The sequence below is a fragment of the Rhodococcus olei genome, assembly GCF_039540555.1.
GTDB classification, from domain to species: domain Bacteria; phylum Actinomycetota; class Actinomycetes; order Mycobacteriales; family Mycobacteriaceae; genus Rhodococcus_G; species Rhodococcus_G olei.
On record NZ_BAABFB010000059.1, the window covers coordinates 328611 to 346521 of the forward strand.

16 protein-coding genes are annotated in these 17911 nt (G+C 71.8%); 10 read left to right on the forward strand and 6 right to left on the reverse strand.

The features are described from left to right. Positions 1-255: 255 nt before the first annotated feature. Both ABD951_RS19775 and ABD951_RS19780 read right to left on the reverse strand, forming a co-directional pair. On the reverse strand, positions 256-2610 hold the full coding sequence (locus ABD951_RS19775) for a DUF6049 family protein (RefSeq protein ID WP_345348902.1): 2355 nt from the start codon (positions 2608-2610) through the stop codon (positions 256-258). Beyond that, positions 2607-3242: an NUDIX hydrolase gene (locus ABD951_RS19780; protein ID WP_345348905.1), complete on the reverse strand. Its 636-nt coding sequence runs from the start codon at positions 3240-3242 to the stop codon at positions 2607-2609. Before ABD951_RS19780 ends, ABD951_RS19775 begins: the two co-directional genes overlap by 4 nt. Before the next feature lie 103 nt (positions 3243-3345). On the opposite strand from ABD951_RS19780, the gene ABD951_RS19785 reads away from it, so the two are divergent. Further along, positions 3346-4797 carry a CCA tRNA nucleotidyltransferase gene (locus ABD951_RS19785; protein WP_345348908.1) on the forward strand — a complete coding sequence of 484 codons (1452 nt, stop codon included), beginning with the start codon at positions 3346-3348 and terminating at the stop codon, positions 4795-4797. 38 nt (positions 4798-4835) lie between these two features. On the opposite strand, the gene ABD951_RS19790 is transcribed toward ABD951_RS19785, so the two are convergent. After that, on the reverse strand, positions 4836-6407 hold the full coding sequence (locus ABD951_RS19790) for a glycoside hydrolase family 183 protein (protein ID WP_345348911.1): 1572 nt from the start codon (positions 6405-6407) through the stop codon (positions 4836-4838). A gap of 122 nt (positions 6408-6529) precedes the next feature. Here ABD951_RS19790 and ABD951_RS19795 point away from each other — a divergent pair, with 122 nt between their 5' ends. Beyond that, positions 6530-7027 (forward strand): hypothetical protein, encoded by a 498-nt coding sequence (locus tag ABD951_RS19795; RefSeq protein ID WP_345348914.1) that lies wholly within the window; start codon positions 6530-6532, stop codon positions 7025-7027. A gap of 34 nt (positions 7028-7061) precedes the next feature. Here the strand turns inward: ABD951_RS19795 and ABD951_RS19800 are convergent, their stop codons facing one another. Then, positions 7062-8378: an MFS transporter gene (locus ABD951_RS19800; RefSeq protein WP_345348917.1), complete on the reverse strand. Its 1317-nt coding sequence runs from the start codon at positions 8376-8378 to the stop codon at positions 7062-7064. Next, on the reverse strand, positions 8365-9333 hold the full coding sequence (locus tag ABD951_RS19805) for an NAD-dependent epimerase/dehydratase family protein (protein WP_345348920.1): 969 nt from the start codon (positions 9331-9333) through the stop codon (positions 8365-8367). The genes ABD951_RS19800 and ABD951_RS19805 overlap by 14 nt, the downstream gene beginning before the upstream one ends. 138 nt (positions 9334-9471) lie before the next feature. On the opposite strand from ABD951_RS19805, the gene ABD951_RS19810 reads away from it, so the two are divergent. The 7 genes from ABD951_RS19810 (at position 9472) to ABD951_RS19840 (ending at position 15656) form a co-directional block, all read left to right on the forward strand. Next, positions 9472-10170 carry a TetR/AcrR family transcriptional regulator gene (locus ABD951_RS19810; protein WP_345348923.1) on the forward strand — a complete coding sequence of 233 codons (699 nt, stop codon included), beginning with the start codon at positions 9472-9474 and terminating at the stop codon, positions 10168-10170. A 49-nt stretch (positions 10171-10219) separates the two neighbouring features. Further along, on the forward strand, positions 10220-10825 hold the full coding sequence (locus ABD951_RS19815; RefSeq protein ID WP_345348926.1) for a YqgE/AlgH family protein: 606 nt from the start codon (positions 10220-10222) through the stop codon (positions 10823-10825). Between the two features lie 84 nt (positions 10826-10909). Further along, positions 10910-11416: a sigma-70 family RNA polymerase sigma factor gene (locus tag ABD951_RS19820; protein WP_345348929.1), complete on the forward strand. Its 507-nt coding sequence runs from the start codon at positions 10910-10912 to the stop codon at positions 11414-11416. Further along, a complete protein-coding gene (locus ABD951_RS19825; protein ID WP_345348932.1) occupies positions 11413-12159 on the forward strand; it encodes an anti-sigma factor family protein in 747 nt (248 codons plus the stop codon). Before ABD951_RS19820 ends, ABD951_RS19825 begins: the two co-directional genes overlap by 4 nt. Before the next feature lie 89 nt (positions 12160-12248). Continuing rightward, positions 12249-13949 carry a thiamine pyrophosphate-binding protein gene (locus ABD951_RS19830; RefSeq protein ID WP_345348935.1) on the forward strand — a complete coding sequence of 567 codons (1701 nt, stop codon included), beginning with the start codon at positions 12249-12251 and terminating at the stop codon, positions 13947-13949. Next, positions 13946-14602, forward strand: coding sequence for an SRPBCC family protein (locus tag ABD951_RS19835; protein WP_345348938.1), 657 nt, complete (start codon positions 13946-13948; stop codon positions 14600-14602). Before ABD951_RS19830 ends, ABD951_RS19835 begins: the two co-directional genes overlap by 4 nt. Positions 14603-14636: 34 nt before the next feature. Beyond that, complete coding sequence (locus ABD951_RS19840) at positions 14637-15656, forward strand: 3-oxoacyl-ACP synthase III family protein (RefSeq protein ID WP_345348941.1); 1020 nt, start codon at positions 14637-14639, stop codon at positions 15654-15656. 19 nt (positions 15657-15675) lie between these two features. Here ABD951_RS19840 and ABD951_RS19845 read toward each other — a convergent pair whose 3' ends face one another. Further along, on the reverse strand, positions 15676-16671 hold the full coding sequence (locus ABD951_RS19845; protein WP_345348944.1) for a bile acid:sodium symporter family protein: 996 nt from the start codon (positions 16669-16671) through the stop codon (positions 15676-15678). Between the two features lie 77 nt (positions 16672-16748). Between ABD951_RS19845 and ABD951_RS19850 the strand changes: the two genes are divergently transcribed. Continuing rightward, positions 16749-17615 (forward strand): LysR family transcriptional regulator, encoded by an 867-nt coding sequence (locus ABD951_RS19850; protein ID WP_345348946.1) that lies wholly within the window; start codon positions 16749-16751, stop codon positions 17613-17615. The last annotated feature ends 296 nt before the right edge of the window (positions 17616-17911 follow it).

The following is a 17911-nucleotide window of genomic DNA, read 5'->3' on the forward strand; positions in this document are numbered from 1 at the left end:
GCGGCCAGGACTGGTGCGGACCCGGGTGTTGCGGATGCGGCTGCCGGGGCGGATACGGCCCGGTCGGCGGCGTGCGCCGCGGGTCCTGCGGGGGCGCCGCCGGGTGACGCTCCCAGGGGGCGGCGCCGGTCGGCCCCGCGTCCCGGCGTGGTTGCGGGGGCCACGGGTGCTGTTGCCCGGGGTGGTCCCGGCCGGGCTCGACCGGTTGCCGCGCCGGTTCCGGGCCGGTGCCCGGTGGTCGTCGCGTGCTGCCCGTCATCGGCCTTCGTACCCTTCGTCAGCTGGGTCCGGTTGACCCCGGAACCGGTGCCAGAGCCGCCGTCCCGCAAGCAACAACAGTAGTGCGCCGGCGCCCGCGGTGATGATCACGAGCACCTTCCCGTACGAGTTGGACCGGACCGACACGGACGTCGACTCCCCCAGCTCGTGGCCGTTCGAGGTGGTCAGCGCGACGTCCACGACCATCTTGCCGGTGTCGGTGACCTTCGCGGGAACCTGCAGTGCGCGGCTGCCGCGGGCAGGCAGCTGCTGGTCGCCGATGTCGGTGATCGTCATGCCGGGCGGCGCCGACAGCTGCAGCCGCACGGTGATCCCGATCGGCAGGTCGTTGCGGGCGACGAACAGCAGCGGACTCTGCTCGGATGCCAGCGTGTACGCCCCGCCGGGCGCGAGCACGGTCACCGAGGCGTACACCCGGTCGAGCGCGGCCCCGACCTGGCCGACGCGCTGTTCCGCGGCCGCCGTCGCCGGCGCCCGGTCGGCGTCGTGACGTCCCGAGGTGCTCATCGCCCGCAGCAGGTCCTCGGAGAGCGGGGCGGTGAAGCCGTCCGGGGTCAGCGCCGACTGCGGGTCGTACACCAGCGTCTGCGTCAGCGCGTCGACCTCGGGTGCCTGCACGGCGACACCGGCCGTCACCGACGGCGGGGCGCCGTCCTTGACGGCCTGGTCGGGGTAGTCGAGGGCGAGCGGCGGTGGTGCGGCGGGGCGCTCGACGAGGTCGGGCAGCGTCCGGACCGTCGCCAGCCCGGACCGCAGCATCGTCGCGACCGTCGAGAGGACCGCCCGGGCCTCGTCCCCGTCGGCGGACCACTGTTGCGGCGGCGCCAGCAGCAGCGACCGCGGGTTCGCGTCGGCCATTCGCGACCCCGTGCTGCGGCTGGTCAGCGCCGTCCACGTCATCGCGCCGAGCGCGTCCTGGAGTCGGGCGGTGCGCGAGTCGTCGGACAGCTCGTAACGGGCGCCGCTCGGGGTGAACGTCGGGGTCTGCGGGGTGGACCCGACTGCGGCGAGGGCGGTCGCCGCGGGCACGTCGAACAGGGCCGCGTACAGGGGGCCGCCGTTGTTGCCGCCCTCGAGCGGAACCTTCGGCTGCGTCGTCACCCCGTCGACCGCGTTCGCCGCGAGCAGCGCCGTGGGGCCCAGCCCGGTGAGCGTCGCCGCGGCGGTCGGCTCGAGGACGCCGGAGTCCGGCCAGGTCACTCCGCGCAGCGAGGTCACGCCGAGGAGTCCGTCGACGATGTCGGCGGGCTTCTCCAGGGCGCGGGTGGTCAGTGTCGGGTCGGCGGCCTGCTGCAGTGCGGTCAGGTCGGTCTGCGCGAACGGGACGGCGGTGATGCACATCCGGGACGCGAGCTGACGTAGCCGGGTGAGCCAGTCGACGGCCGCGGCCTGACCGGTTCCGGGCCGGGCCGGCCCGGTCGGATCGGCGGCGTTGTCGACGACGAGGTAGCCGTGGGTCATGTTGGAGACGGTGACGAGCAGGTCCGGATCGACGGCCAGGCACATGCTCTGCGCGAGCCGGTGATCGCGGTCCAGGTCGTCGGCGGTGGCGAACTCCGCGGCGGCGACGAGTTGCTCGAGCCGACCGCCCGAGGCCAGGGAGGTGGCCAGGTCGTCGTCTACGAGCCGCACCCGCTCGTCGGCGGAGCCGGGGATTCCCGCCGCCAGCCGGGGCCGGTCCGCGAGCGGCCACATCATCGTCACCGCGACCGGGTCGGCGGTGGACGGCGGGATCGGGGCCGCCTCCGGGTCGGTTCCGCTCGGATCCCGGGGCAGACCCAGCACCGGGAGCAGGAATCGGGCGTCGTCGAGTCGCGCCGGCCCGCCGTAGTCGGGGGTCCCGTTGACGTTCACCAGCAGCGGGTAGACGCCGGGTTCGTTGATGCCCAGCGACGGCTGGTCGGTCGATCGCACCGGCAACGCGACCGTGAACCGCGAGGACTGACCGACGTCGAGGCGGTCGCGGACGACGGCGAACTCGCCGGCGACGTCGAACTGGCCCTGGTCGGCGCGCAGGACGGTCCGGAGGCGGTCCGCGGACGCGACCGCGGGTGCCCGCTGCAGCCGCACCTGGACGTCGTGGACGGTGCGGTCGCCGACATTCGTGACGGTGCCGGTCACGGTGACGACCGGGGGGCTGGACGTGGTCACGGTGCTCGGGGTCACGGTGTCGATCGACAGGGACACGAACTGCTGCGACTGTCCGCGTTGCGGGGTGGGCGCCGGCGTCGTGGTCGGGGCGGCGGCGACCGAGATGGGGATTCCGAGCGGGACGGTCAGGGCCAGGGCGGTCAGGGTGGTCGCGGCCAGGCGACGCAGGGCAGTCCTCATCCGTTCTCTCGGGCCCCGTCGCCGGTGCTCCGGCCCGCCGCGTCGGTGACGCGCTTGGCTGCCGCGTCGGTGGCGCGCTCGCCTTCGGTGTCCGTGAGGCTCTTGCCTGCGGTCATCCGGTCGATCAGTTCGCCGGCCACCTCGGCGAGGCGGCGTTCGTCGGCGTACGCGAGCCGGGACTCGAGTTCGGTCAGCGGCACCCACGCGACCTCGGTGACCTCGACGTCCTCGTCGGACAGTTCACCGCCCTGGAATCGCAGCAGATAGTGGTGCACGGTCTTGTGGACGCGTCGGCCCTCGGTGACGAACCAGTAGTCGATGCTGCCGAGCGAGGCGAGGACGGTGCCGCGGATGCCGGTCTCCTCGGCGACTTCACGCATCGCGGTCTGTTCGGCGGTCTCGCCCTGCTCGATGTGTCCCTTCGGCAGTGACCACAGCAGTCGTCCACGGCGGTCGGTGCGGCCGATCAGGGCCGCGCACTGCTGGTCGCGGGGTCCGTCGAGGCCGTCGACGACCAGTCCGCCGGCGGAGGTTTCGCGGACGGTGCGCATCCGGGGGTTCGTGCGGTCGCCGTGCCCGCCGCGACGCCGCGGGTTGCGGCGGCTGCGATTCGGGCGTTCGGCTGGAGACACCCAATCGATATTAGTTGTCCGCGTGTAGTGCTCTCGAATCCCACACCGGTTGGCGCTCGGTGGGATCGAACGGTGACGTCGCGGGTCGGTAAGCTGCACAGTCGTGGTTTCCCCAACTCCCGACACCGAACGCCGCGCGCGGCTCCTCGCGGGCGCGTCCGTGACCCTGCGTGGCCTGGCGAATGTGCTGACCCCGCTCGGCGTGCGGTTCGCCGAGGCCGGACACGAGCTGTACCTGGTCGGCGGCAGCGTGCGGGACGCGGTGCTCGGCCGGCTCGGCACCGACCTGGATTTCACGACGGATGCGCGACCCGAGCAGGTGCAGCTGCTGCTGAAGGGGTGGGCCGACAACCAGTGGGACACCGGCATCGCGTTCGGGACGATCAGCGCGGCGAAGGACGATCAGCAGATCGAGATCACCACCTACCGGACCGACGCCTATGACGGCGTGACCCGGAACCCGGAGGTGCGGTACGGCACCAGCCTCGAGGAGGATCTGGTGCGCCGGGACTTCACCGTCAACGCGATGGCGGTGCGGATCGGCCCGGACGGCGAGCAGGAGTTCGTCGACCCGCTGGGTGGGATGGACGCGTTGCTGGCCGGTGTCCTGGACACCCCGGCGGCGCCGGAGATCTCGTTCAACGACGACCCGCTGCGGATGCTGCGGGCGGCGCGGTTCGTCGCGCAGCTCGGGTTCTCCCTGGCGCCCCGGGTGCGTGAGGCGATCGTGGCGATGGCCGACCAGATCGACCGGATCACCGCCGAACGGGTCCGCGCCGAACTCGACAAGCTGATCCTCGGCGAGTACCCGCTCGACGGGATCGACGTGATGTGCGAGACCGGTCTCGCGGAGCGGGTGCTGCCGGAGATCCCGGCGATGCGCCTGGAGATCGACGAGCACCACCAGCACAAGGACGTCTACCAGCATTCGCTGACGGTCCTGCAGCAGGCGATCGACCTCGAGGAGGGCGATCCCGATCCGGTGTTGCGGTGGGCGGCGATCCTGCACGACATCGGCAAGCCCGACACCAAGCGCAACGAGCCGGGCGGCGGCGTCAGCTTCCATCACCACGAGGTGGTCGGCGCGAAGATGGTCCGCAAGCGGATGCGGGCGCTGAAGTACTCGAAGCAGATGGTCGACGACGTCTCGAACCTGGTGTTCCTGCACCTGCGGTTCCACGGGTACGGCGACGGCCAGTGGACGGATTCGGCGGTGCGGCGGTACGTCACCGACGCCGGGGATCTGCTGCCGCGGCTGCACAAGCTGGTTCGTGCCGACTGCACGACCCGCAACAAGCGCCGGGCGGCGCGCCTGCAGGCCACCTACGACGACCTCGAGACGAGGATCGCGCGGATCGCCGAGCAGGAGGACCTGGCGCGGGTGCGTCCGGACCTGGACGGCAACGCGATCATGCAGTTGCTCGGCATCCCGGCCGGTCCGCAGGTCGGGAAGGCGTGGACGTTCCTGAAGGAACTGCGCCTGGATCGCGGGCCCCTCTCCCGCGAGGACGCCGAGGCCGAGCTGCTGGCGTGGTGGGCCGGCCAGCAGCAGTAGCGCTCCGCGCCCGCGAGTGAGTCACCCGACCGGGTGAATCACCGACGGACGACGCTGCCGTCTCGGTTCAGCGTCGTGTGCATCAGGTAGACGTTGTAGCTGTCCCACTCGGACATCGTGAAGTACAGGTCGCGCTCGGTGGACCACGGGTGGATGAAGCCGCCGTACATCTTCGGGTAGTCGGCGGACCGGGCGAGCGTCACGCCGTCGGTCCACGTTCCCTGCGGGCTCGTGGACTGCCGCAACACGATCGAACCGGCGACGGTGTCGAGATAGCTCATCTGCCACAGTCCGCGGGCCTCGTCGTAGCGCACCGACAGTTCGGCGGCGGTGTCGTGCAGCACCGGGGTGGGGTGCTTCTCCCCCACCGGGGTCCACTGGCCGTCCACCCAGTACTGGTAGGCGGTCCGGTTGAGCACCTGGTCCTTCGCCACCCGGGCCACCGCGACGGTGCCGAGGCGGCCGTTGGGGGTGCCGAACAGGTAGACGTGATCGCCGGCGGGCACCATGCTGGCGACCTGGAAGTTGTTGAGCCCGAAGATGTTCTCCCAGCGGGCGTAAGGATCCTTGGTCCAGGTGCTGCCGCCGTCGTCGGAGTAGGCGATGCCGCCGTAGTTCGTATACCACATGCCGGGGACGACGCTCCACCGCCGGACGGACATGTAGCTCATGTACTGCCGGTCCCCGAGTGCGAACCCGGACGTCGGGATCGTCGTGGTCTCCCAGTTCTTGATCTTGCGGCTGCCGAGGACCTCGGCGGCGTGGCAGCGGCTGTCCTGCACCATCGAGTCGATGGTCAGTCCGTCGGACAGGTCGTGATCGGTGCTGTGCCCCACCACGTTCGACCGCCAGTCGCTGCCGTTGGCGCCGGGTGGCGCCCAGCCCTTGCCGAAGGTGTCACCGAAGACGATCGTCACCTCGCCGGGCTTGGACTCCCAGGTGATCCCGAGGTCCGTTCCGTCCACCTGCCAGCGCTTGTCGGTGCGGTTGATCGACCCGGGGCCGGTCAGTTGGGCGACCAGCGAGGTGGACTCGACGGCCGCCGGCACCGGTGCCGCGGAGGTCGGAGCCGGTTCGACCGGCGGCGACTGCGGTGCCGGTGGCGGTGGAAGCGGCTGTGCCGGACCGGGAATCGGTATCGGGATCGGTTCGGGGTCGGGCCCGATCGAGAAGTGCGGCACCGACGACCCGTTCGATCCGAGGGACGAGCCGAACGACGACCCCGACGACGAGGGCCCCGACGACTCGGACCCGGACGACGCCGAGCCCGAGGATCCGGCGTCGGGCTGCTTGGGGGCCGTGTCGGTCAGGTCGGGGCAGGGGTCGGCGCACGGGTCGGCGGGCAGCGGGGCCTGCGGGATCCGGGTCTGGTTCTGCGGCGGGTCGGGCACCGTGACGGGGACGATCTGGGGCCACGGATACCGGATGTCGATGTTGCCGGTGAGGGTGGAGTCGCCGTCGGTCCGAGCGCCGGCGGAGGGGTCGAAACCCGCTTCGTTGCAGGCGTTGGTCGGGGTGTGCGGCGCCGCGGACACCGACGGTGCGGCCAGCACCGATCCGGACGTGACGAGCGCGAGCGCACACAACGGCGCTCCGATCCGGCGGTACATGTGCCCCCTCGACGGTGAAGTGGGATGGTTCGGACAATCTAACAGCGCGAACGGTGCGAGTTCCCGGCTCGTCATCCGTTCGAGCGACGGAACCGACTGCCGCGCAGGCGCGTCCAACGCATATGGACCTCGTGGAGTACGGCTTCGGCACGGGTACCGGCGATCCGCACGTGTGGGTGTCGGAAGCGGACCTGGACCTGGGCGAACCCGGTCGGATGGACGCCGTCGCCCTGGATTTCGACGGTGACGGGTGGGCGGACGACGCGCTGTGGGACAGCGACGGCGACGCTCGCGCGGATGTCTCCGTGCTCGACGTCGGGTCCGGGCGCGCCCGGTACTTCACGGATCCGGGTGGGGCCGGCACGTGGGCGGTCGAGTGCCCGGCCCCGCCCGGGGCCGCCGCGCCGGGGCTCGTCGACCTCCGCGGTGACGGATCCGCGGACGACGCGGTGGTCGGCTCCGACCGCGACCACCGGACGGACGCGGTGCTGGCGCCGACCGACTCGGGGTTCGAGCTGCTCGTCGACACCGACGCCGACGGCGTCCTGGACCTGCGGCTGGTCGACGCGGACGGTGACGGGCGCCTCGACACCAGGGCGCCCTCGGTGACGGGCGCGTGACGCCGGTCGATGCGACGGCCCATGCGGGCCCGGGTCAGCGCCGGCGGCGGGTGTTCGCGGCGACCGCGACCAGTCCCACGGCGTAGACCCCGGCGCCGGCGAACACGAGCTGCGGGGTGTGGCCGTCCGGTGCGACCACGGTGGCCGCGGCCGCGAGCGCGGTCAGGAAGGCGAGGTTGAAGACGGTGTCCTGCAGGGCGAACACCTGGCCGCGGCGGGCATCGTCGATGTCGATCTGCATGGCCGCGTCGCCGGTGAGTTTGACGGTCTGGCCCGCGACTCCGAGCAGGAAGGCGCCGATCAGCAGCGCGCCCTGGGTGAGGGTCGCGATGAAGGTGGACTGGACGACGAGCGCGGCGGTGAGGCCGGCGACGACGGTGCGGGTGCGGCCGATCCGGGGGATCAGCAGCGGCGTCGCGGCCGCGGCGAGCAGCATCCCGGCCGCGGTCGCGCCGACGGCCACCCCGAATCCGGCCAGGCCCGCCGGCAATGCGTGCCCGGTCGCGGGGGCGCGCAGCAGCAGCACCATGATCAGGGTGTCGATGCCGAACACGATGCGGTGGGCGCCGATTCCGATCATCGCGGTGGTCACGCCGGGTGCCTGCCACACCGCGGTCGCACCGACGCGCAGTCCCGCCGCGACGGCCCGGACCGCGTCCGCGCCGGCCGGTGCGCCGGTGCCGGCCGCGGCCGTGCCGGGGCCCAGACGGTGCGCGTCGAATCCCGCTGCGGCGAGGGCACCGACGAGGGAACCGAGTGCGGCGACTGCGACGGCGATCGCGGAGCTGCGGTCGCTGCTGCCGAGGATCCCGATCACGGTCACCGCGGCGCCCGCACCGGCGGCGGCGACACCGGACCCGACCGTCGCGAGCACGGAATTCGTTGACACCAGCCAGGATTGCCGGACCACGTGGGGAAGGGAGGCGGACACGCCGGCGAGCACGAACCGGCTCACCCCGACCGCCGCGAGTGCCAGCAGCAGGATTGGGGGGTTCGGGCTGCCGAGCAGCAGGCAGGCGGATGCGGCCAGAATCAGGCTGCCCCGCAGCAGGTTTGCCCATTTCAGGACCGCTCGACGGTCCCACCGGTCGAGCAGGGCGCCGGCGAACGGCCCGATCACGGAGTAGGGCAGCAGCAGGACCGCGAAGCCCGCCGCGATGGCGAGCGGATCGGTGTGGCGTTCCGGGTTGAACAGGATCGCTCCGCCCAGGGCGGCCTGGAACATCCCGTCGCCGAACTGACTGGCGAAGCGGACGGTGACGAGACGGCCCAGCCCCGGCGTCGCGCGGATCGCCGCCCGCAGCCGGTGGTGGGCGCGGGCGGAGTCGTCCGATTCGTCAGTGGTGCCCACCGCCGGACCCTACCGCGGTCGCGGTGGCGCGCCGCTCCCGCCACCAGGCGACGGTCGCGGCCGCCGCCTCGGGCAGCGGTGTCGGGGCGAGCCCGAGCAGTCGCTCGCTGCGGGTCGAGTCGAGGACGAACGGTCGCTCGAACTGGTAGAGCGTCTCGGCCAGTTCGCGGGTCGGCGCGTGCACCCGGCCGATCGTCCGCAGCGCCCAGCCGGGGAGCACCCCGACCGCGGGGTCGGCGATCCCGGCCGCGTCGGCGAACGCCCGCACCAACTGTCGCTGTGTGACGGCGGGACCGGTCGGGGCGTGCAGCACGGTGTTCCACAGCGAACGGTCGTCGGCGGCGGCGATCATCGCGGCGGCGAGGTCGGGGACGTAGGTGAACGAGTGCGGCACGTCGAGGGCGCCCATCACCCGGACCTTCCGGCCGGCGAGGAGGGTCGAGATCATCCGCTCGCCGCCGTGGGCCATCAGGACGTGCGGGCCGAAGAAGTCGGAGGCGGCGACGCTGACGGTCGCGGTGGCGGAGCGTTCCCGCGCCCGCAGCAGGTCGGTACGGACCCCGAGCTTGCCGGTGGTGGCATTCCGCGGGGTGTCCTCGGTGATCGGTCCGTCGACCGGTCCGTACGAGTAGAGGCTCTCGGGGAACACGACGACGGCGCCGGCCCGACCCGCGGAATCGAGCACGGCGGCCTCGGTGGACGGCAGCTCGCGTCGCCATGCGGCCGCCGCGTACGCGGACCCGTGGGTGCAGTGGAACACCGCCGCGGCGCCGGTCAGGACGTCGTCCAGCGCGCCGGCGACCGCGACGTCGACCCGTAGACGTTCGATCGCGGGGTGGTCGGGCCCGGACCCGGAGCGGGTCACCAGCCGGACGGTGTCGCCGCGCTCGGCGAGCCGGGTGGCGACGGTCCAGCCGACGGGTCCGGCTCCGGTGACCACGTGCAGTGTCGACATGACGTTTCTCCTGTCGGTCGTTGTCTCGATGGGGAGAGCGGTGCTCTCGCTTTGAACAATGCGCCTCTCCGGGCGGCATGTCAAGAGCAGTGCTCTCTGAAGTTGACAGTGCTCGCGTACAGGCGTCACGCTGGCCTCGTGACCGGAACTCCGCGCCAGCGCGCCCGCGAACAGACCCTCGCCGACATCACCCGGATCGGCCGCGACCACCTGGCCCGGGACGGGGCCGCGGCGCTGTCGCTGCGAGCCGTGGCCCGGGACCTCGGCGTGGTGTCGTCGGCGGTCTACCGGTACGTCGCGAGCCGCGACGAGCTGCTGACGCTGCTGGTCGTCACGTGCTACACCGAGCTCGGTGACGCGGTCGACGCCGCGCTCGCCGACACCGACCCCGACGATCCGGTGGCGCGGCTGCGGGCGCTCGGGCACGCCGTCCGGGACTGGGCGCTGGCCGAACCGGCCAGCTACGCGCTGCTGTTCGGCAGCCCCGTGCCCGGCTACCGGGCGCCCGCCGAACGGACCACCGGACCGGGGACCCGGGTCGTCACCGCCCTCGTCCGGATCATCGACGAGGCGCATCGGTCCGGGAAAATCGTGGCACCACAGCAGGTTCCGATCAGCGATGCGGTGCGCGCGGACGCCCGCCGCATCCGCGAGGAGTTGGACCTGACCCTGCCCGACGGGGTGCTGGCGCGCGGGGTGCTGGTCTGGTCGGCGCTGTTCGGTGCGGTCGGATTCGAGGTGTTCGGCCAGTACGGCGTCGACACGTTCGCCGATCCGCGGGCGTTGTTCGACCACCATCTGACCGTGCTCGCGCAGACCGTCGGCCTGGTCGGGTGAGGCCGCCACGGGTCGCGCGGACGGGGTGCTGCGGTGCAATGATTGTCCGGTGGACCCCGCAGACGAACCCGACGACCGCACGGCTTCGACCGAACCGGTGGTGCGCCCGGGCAGTCTGCTGGTCTCCGCCACCGACCTGACCGAACCGGCCTTCCGTCGCACTGTCGTCTACGTGATCGAACACAATGACGCGGGCAGCCTGGGTGTCGTGCTCAACCGGGTCAGCGACACCGCGGTGCACACGGTGCTGCCGCAGTGGGCGCAGCTGTGCGTACGCCCGAAGGCGCTGTACGTCGGGGGCCCGGTCAAGCTCGACTCCGCGCTGTGCCTGGCGACGCTGCGGACCGGGGCGCGGATCGAGGGCGTTCCCGGGCTGCGTCGGGTGCACGGCCGGGTGGTCATGGTGGACCTCGACAGCGACCCGGACCAGGTCGGCCCGCACGTCGAGGGGGTGCGGGTGTTCGCCGGTTACTCGGGATGGACGATGGGTCAGCTCGAGGGCGAGCTGCAGCGCGACGACTGGATGGTGGTGTCCGCGTTGCCGTCCGACGTGATCGGGCCGCCGCGGGGCGACCTGTGGGCGCACGTGCTGCGCCGTCAGCCGTTGCCGCTGGCGATGCTCGCCAGCCACCCGATCGAGGTCGAACGCAACTGATCGCCGCCTCCGGTGCCCGATCCTCGCCGACGCCCTGCTGAACCGAACCGGCCCCGATACCGTGTACAGGGCTGGAGGTGACGGATGCCGCAGGACCAGGCGGAACTGATGCGAGTTCTCTACGGTGAGCATGCCGCGGCCCTGTGGCGCTACGCGATGCGGCTGACCGGGGATCGTGTGCAGGCCGAGGACGTGGTCCAGGAGACGCTGATCCGTGCCTGGCAGCGCCCCCGGATCCTCGACCAGAGCGAGCGGTCCGCGCGCGCGTGGCTGTTCACCGTCGCGAGGAATCTGGTCATCGACGAGTACCGCAGTGCCCACGCCAAACGCGAGTTCGGAACCGACTCGCCGCCCGAGCAGCCGAGTCCCGACGGCACCGATGCCGCACTCGACTCCTGGCTGATCTCCGACGCGCTGGCTCATCTGAGCGCCGACCACCGGGCGGTCCTGGTGCGGGCCTACTACCGGGGGATGTCGACCCGTCAGATCGCCGACGACCTCCACATCCCGGACGGAACCGTGAAGTCGCGGCTGCACTACGCGCTGCGCGCCCTACGGTTGACTCTGCAGGAAATGGGGGTGACACCGTGACCACCGATCCGCATCCGTTCGAGGACTGGGACGCCGCCTACGTCCTCGGCGCGCTGGATGCCGACGACCGTCGCGCGTTCGAACAGCACCTGGGTGACTGTGACCGCTGTGCCCTGGCGGTCGCGGAGGTGGCGGGGCTGCCCACCCTGCTCGGGAAGATACCGGCCGGCGCCGCGCACGAGATCGACGTGCACCCCGCCGCGATCCCCCTTCGTGACGACGACGCGGCCGGGGAGCCGCCGCCGGACCTGCTCCCGAAACTGATCGCCCGGACGCAGCCGCACCGGCGTTGGGGGCCGCCCGTCGCGGTCGGGGCCGGGCTCGTCGCCGCGGCGGTCGCGGTCGTCGTCGCGGTCTCGGTGCTGCCGACATCGCCCACCGGACCGTCGCCGAACGCCCCGCAGGGTCCGTCGGCACCGGTGACCGCGCAGGCGATGGAGCCGGTCGTGTCGAGTCCGGTGACGGCCGACGTGTCCGTCATCCCGCAGGAGTGGGGCACCCGGATCGACGTCGTCTGCCGCTACCAGGCCCCGCCCGGAGGCGGGTACGGGACCGATCGGTCCGAATACGAGCTGGTCCTGACCGATCACAGCGGGGTCCGCACCAGCCTGGCCACCTGGACCGCGGCGGCCGGCGAGACGGTGCAACCGTCGGCGACGACGAGCGTGCCGATGCTGTGGATCGACCGCATCGACATCCGTTCCGTGACAACGGATCAAGTGCTGCTGACCAGCACGTTCTGAATTTCCGCGTCCGCGGGTGAACCGTTCGACGCCTCCGTTCGTGTCCACCGGTGAGGTAACTCGGGTCGGGCAGACACCGGAGGTGGTCGATGACAGGCAGCGCAGTGGCCGGACCGGCGGGACGGGTGGTCGACCACCTCGTCGCGGCGCTCGCGGACTTCGGGGTACGGCACGTGTTCGGGGTGGACGGCGCGAACATCGAGGACCTGTACGACGCGTTGTTCCACAGCGCCGCGCCGATCACCGGGATCGTCGCCAAGCACGAGTTCTCGGCCGCGACGATGGCCGACGGCGCCGCCCGCAGCACCGGGCGTCTCGGGGTGGTCGCCGCCACGTCCGGTGGCGGCGCGCTGAACCTGGTCGCCGGGCTCGGGGAGGCGTTCGCGTCCCGGGTGCCCGTCCTCGCGCTGGTCGGGCAGGCACCGACCGCGCTGGAAGGGCATGGGGCGTTCCAGGATTCGAGCGGGCGATCCGGCACTCTCGACGCCGTCCGGTTGTTCGCGGAGGTCGCCCGCTACTGCGCCCGGATCGACCGCCCGGAGGAGCTGGGTGAGCACCTGACCCGCGCGGTGTCCGCGGCAGTGCGCGGAGGACCGGCGGTGCTGTTGCTGCCCAAGGACGTTCAGCAGTCGCCGCTGGACCCGGCCGCGATGCGGCCGATCCGGCCGCGACCCCCGCGCGTGGTCGACAAGCCGGGCATCGCGCGGCTCGCCCTGGTGCTGGACCGGGCCCGTCGACGCGGCAAGGTCGTGGTGATCGCCGGGGACGAGGTCGCCCGTGCGGACGCCCGCGCCGAGCTCGCGGACCTGGTGCGGGTGCTCGACGCCTCGGTCGGGGTCACACCCGACGCGAAGGACGTGGTGGACCCGCGCACCCGCGGATTCTGCGGCCTCGCCGGCACGATGGGGCATTCGGAACTCGCTCTGGCCCTGCGCCGTTCGGAGCTGTGCCTGCTGGTCGGCACCCGCATGCCGGTGCTCGCGCGTACCGGGCTCGACGAGGCCCTGCGGGCCTGTGCGATCGCCTCCCTGGGGCACGCGCCGCCGCACCTGCCGTCGGCGCACGCGGTCACGGTCGACCTGCGTACGTCCCTGGCGGGGCTCGCCCGGACCCTCGGTCCGGTGGGCGCCGCCGCCGCGGACGGCCCGGCGCCGCGGCTGAGCAGCCTCGCGGTACCCGAGTCGGACGGCCCGGGCCTGAGGTACCGGGACGCGGTCCGCGCCCTGGACCGCCACCTGCCCGACGGGGCGGACGTGTTCGTCGACGCCGGGAACACCGGAGCCTCGGTGGTGCACCACCTTCCGGTGCGGCGGGACGGCCGGTTCGTCGTCGCGCTCGGGATGGGCGGGATGGGCTACGCGTTCGGCGCCGGAATCGGGTCTGCGTTCGAGCGCCGCCGGCGCACCGTCGTGATCGCCGGGGACGGCGCGTTCTTCATGCACGGCATGGAGATCCACACCGCCGCCCAGCACCGGCTGCCGGTGACGTTCGTCGTCTTCAACAACAACGCTCATGCCATGTGCGTGACACGAGAACGTCTCCTGTATTCGGACCAGTACAGCTTCAACAGGTTCGAACCGTCGTTCCTCGCCGCCGGGGTGGCGCGGATGTTCCCGACGGTGCCCGCGTACGCGGCCGCGACGCCGGACGAACTCGCCGCCGCACTGCACGCCGTCGCCCGCGTCGCCGGTCCCGCGTTCGTGGAGGTGCTCTGCGACCCGGACGAGATCCCGCCGTTCCTGCCGTTCCTGCCCGCCGCCGAACCCGTCCCCACAGGAGGAGTCTCGTGACCGAATCCCTTGCCGCACTGTCGGACATTCCTCCCGGAGCACTCCCGTCGGTGCACCGGGTCGAGAACACCCCGGCCGAGGAGGCGCACCCGATGATCGCCGAGATGGTGCACGCGGTGTACCCGCACGACGAGATCTACGGCGACTACTGCACGCTGCAGGGCTACGTCGCCGCGCCGCCCCGGCAGGTCTACGACTACCTCGCGCACACCCGCAGCCTCGAGGAGTGGACGTTCAGCCTGCGCGGGTTCACCGAGATCGGCGACGACGGCCTGTGGCTGGGCAAGGACCTGCTCGGTGACGGCGACACCGACATCTACGCCCGCACCCGGGCCTGCCCGGAGGCGATGACCGTCGACTACCACTGCGCCTGGGATCAGGGCGAGCACCTGTGGATGATCTATCTGATGCGGGTCGTCGATGCGCAACTGGTGCTCGACAAGCCCGGCTCGGTGGTGCTGTGGACGAACTGTCACCATCCGTTCTACGACCGGAATCCGTTCCCGGAGAAGGCACTCGCGGGTCGGGAGGTGTGGGTCGGCGACTACTGGGACGTCTTCCACCCCGGGCACGAGCTGGAACTGGAGAACCTGACGCAGATCTGCGAGTACCGGCACTCGCGGGGGCTGCCCCTGACGCCGGACTGGCTGTGACGCCCGCAGGCAGCGACGACGAGGAGAGTGCGAGATGACGACCGTCAGTTTGGTGGATGTGGCGTCCTACCTGCCCGAGAATCGGGTCGGTGCAGAGTGGTTCGCGCAGTACTCGGCCCCGAGCCGGCTCGCGAACAGCCCGATGTTCCGGCCGCCCGCGTACCGGCATCACGTTGCCGAGGGACAGAGCGCGGTGGACATGGCGTTGCGGGCGATCGAGCCGCTGCGGGAGCGGTCCGGGGACGCCGCGGTGCGCGGGGTCGACGTGCTCCTGACCCACACGCAGTTGCCGGACCTCCCGGTGCAGGGGTGCGCGGGTGAACTCGCCTACCGGCTCGGCGCGAACCCGGAATGGGTGCTCGACGTCCACAACAGCGGGTGTGCCGCGTTCCCGTACATGATCAAGGTGGCGTCGCAGCTGCTGCAGCAGGCCGGGTTGCGTTCGGCGCTGGTCGTCGCGGTGCAGAACGCCGCCGGTCAGGTGTTCACCCAGACCGACGTGCGCGCACAGCCGCAGGCCGCGATTCCCGGGGACGGGTGCGGCGCCGGGCTGCTCGTCGTCGACGACCGGGCGCCGGTGCTCGCGACCGCCTGCCGGTCGCAGGGCGAGTTCGCCCCGTCACCCCGGGACGCCGAGGTCGACCCGCCGCGCAAGTACTGGGAGCCGGGTGCCGGACAGTTCCGGATCGCGTTCAACCAGAACAAGATCGCCAGGGTGTACGCCCGCGGCAACAAGATGGTCCCGGAGGTCGCGCACGACGTGTGCCGGCAGGTCGGGGTCGCGCCGCCCGAGGTCGACGTCTTCGTCACGAACCAGCCGAACCGGCTGTTCCTGCGGAACTGGCGGGAGGCGATGCAGTTGCCGCCGGAGCGTCATCCCGACACGTTCGACGAGTGCGGCAATCTGTTCGCAGCGGGAATCCCGGTCACCCTGGACACCGAGAACCGGGCCGGTCGCATCCCGAACGGGTCGCTCGTGGTGATGTCGGCGTTCGCGCACGCCGGCGACTTCGCCGGCGCCGCCGCCGTCCGCTGGGGCGCCGCCCCCGGCTGACCCCGACCCACGGTGGGCGTCAGGACGCCGGGGCGGGCTCGAGGTCGGGGTCGGTGCGGCGCGCGTAGCGCTGGGCCAGCGCTGCGCACACGATCAGCTGGATCTGGTGGAAGATCATCAGCGGCAACACGATCAGGCCGATCGGCTGGCCGGCGAACAGGACGGACGCCATCGGCAGGCCGGTGGCGAGGCTCTTCTTGGAGCCGCAGAACACGATGACGATCCGGTCCGGCAGCGAGAAGCCGAGCGCCCTTCCCGCGAACGCCGTCACGGCGATCACGATCGCCAGGATCAGGCAGCACACTGCGACCAGCGCGGCCACCCGCCACGCCGCGAGCCCGTCCCAGGCGTGCTCGACCACGCCGGCACTGAATGCGGCGTAGACGACGAGCAGGATCGATCCGCGGTCGACGAGTTTGGTCGGTTGCGCGTACTTCTGCAGGAATCCGGCGACCCAGGGCCGGATCAGCTGGCCCACCACGAACGGGAGGAACAGCTGCACGACGATGTCGACCACCGACGACGCGTCGACGTGGGCTTCGCCGGTGGTGTTCATCAACAGGATCACCAGCAGCGGTGTGACGAACACCCCGAGCAGGTTGGACAGTGACGCGCTGACGATCGCGCCCGCGACGTTGCCGCGGGCGATCGACGTGAACGCGATCGAGGACTGCACGGTCGACGGGACCAGACACAGGTACAGGACGCCGGTGTACAGCTCGTCGGTGAGCACCGACGGGACCAGGATCCGCAGGGCGAGACCGATCAGCGGGAACAGCACGAACGTCGACGCGACGACCACCGAGTGCAGACGCCAGTGCTTGAGTCCCTCGAGGGCCTCGCGGGGGTGCAGCCGGGCGCCGTAGAGCAGGAACAGGAACGCGATGGCGACCTTCGTGGCCCAGTCGAGCGCCGTCGCGCCGGTGCCGGTGGCGGGGAAGGCACTCGCGAGGGCCGCCACCGCGATGATCGACAGGACGAACCCGTCGATGTAGAACCTGCTCAGAAACCTCACCCGACCACGGTAGAGCGATCACTGGTATCGGAAAAGTCGATCAGAACGTTTACTCCTATCGCGCTCCGTGATAAATCTTGTCGATGCTCGATCCGGTGCTGCTGCGCTCCTTCGTCGCCGTCGACCGCGAGGGCGGGTTCACCGCCGCGGCCACCCGCCTGGGTCTGCGCCAGTCCACGGTCAGCGGGCACGTCGCCCGGCTCGAGAAGTCCGTCGGCCGGGAGCTGTTCCGGCGCGACACCCGCAACCTCGAACTGACCGCCGACGGTGCCGCGATGCTCGGGTTCGCCCGCACGATCCTCGACGCGTCACAGCAGGCAGAGGACTATTTCGCGGAGTCCGACCTGTCCGGGGTGCTGCGCTTCGGCGCGTCCGACGACCTGGTTGCCGCCGAGCTGCCGGAGGTGCTGCTCGAGTTCCGGCGCAGTCATCCGCGGATCGACCTGGAACTGACGGTCGGGCTCAGCGAGACGCTCGGCGCCAAGGTCGCGGCCGGGGAACTCGACCTCGCTTTCGGGATGCGCCGCCCGGGCGAGCGGCACGGCGAACTGGTCTGGCGCGACCGCCTGGTGTGGGCAGGATCTCCCGACGGCGAGGTCGTGGACCCGGCCGCCGGTCCGGTCCCGCTGGTGACCTATCCCCCGCCGAGCATCACCCGCCGTGCCGCGATGGAGACGCTCGAGCGGGCCGGGCTGGTGTGGCGGACCACGTGCGTGACGGACAGCCTGCTCGGTCTGCGGGCCGCGGTGCTCGCCGGCCTCGGTTGCATCGTGCACGCCGAGTCGCTGCTGCCCGACGGCCTGGTGCCGCTGCCCGGACACGTGCTCCCGGACCCCGGGGACGCGGACTTCGTGCTCATACGCCGACCCCGTCCCGCGACCGGACCGGAGGCGGCGCTCGCCACCGCCATCGTCGCCAACGAACGCCGCCTGCGCCGCAGCTAGGTCCGGATCAGCCAAGTGAGTGGGACCCACGGCGGCAGGACCGCAGCGCGGTGGGGGATCCTGCTGCCGGTCGTGTTTAACGCTGTGACCTGCGGAGACTCGAATCCAATTCGGCCGCAGGGCTGGCCGATTCTCCCTATTCCGGCTCGGTCGGGGGGCGCCGCGTTGTGGGCGCCCCAGCAGTCACACGTTGCACGAAGGAAGTTGCATGTCTCGAAATCTGGCGCGCCGCGGCGCGTCCGTCCTGGTCGCGGCGGCTCTGCTCGGCGGCGGCCTGGCACTCGGTGGGGGCACGG

Excerpts from the sequence above, each read along its gene's own strand:
- ABD951_RS19775 (WP_345348902.1), bottom strand. The coding sequence starts at position 2,610 with ATGAGGACTGCCCTGCGTCGCCTGGCCGCGACCACCCTGACCGCCCTG.
- ABD951_RS19790 (WP_345348911.1), bottom strand. The coding sequence starts at position 6,407 with ATGTACCGCCGGATCGGAGCGCCGTTGTGTGCGCTCGCGCTCGTCACG.
- ABD951_RS19795 (WP_345348914.1), top strand. The coding sequence starts at position 6,530 with ATGGACCTCGTGGAGTACGGCTTCGGCACGGGTACCGGCGATCCGCAC.
- ABD951_RS19805 (WP_345348920.1), bottom strand. The coding sequence starts at position 9,333 with ATGTCGACACTGCACGTGGTCACCGGAGCCGGACCCGTCGGCTGGACC.
- ABD951_RS19820 (WP_345348929.1), top strand. The coding sequence starts at position 10,910 with ATGCCGCAGGACCAGGCGGAACTGATGCGAGTTCTCTACGGTGAGCAT.
- ABD951_RS19830 (WP_345348935.1), top strand. The coding sequence starts at position 12,249 with ATGACAGGCAGCGCAGTGGCCGGACCGGCGGGACGGGTGGTCGACCAC.
- ABD951_RS19840 (WP_345348941.1), top strand. The coding sequence starts at position 14,637 with ATGACGACCGTCAGTTTGGTGGATGTGGCGTCCTACCTGCCCGAGAAT.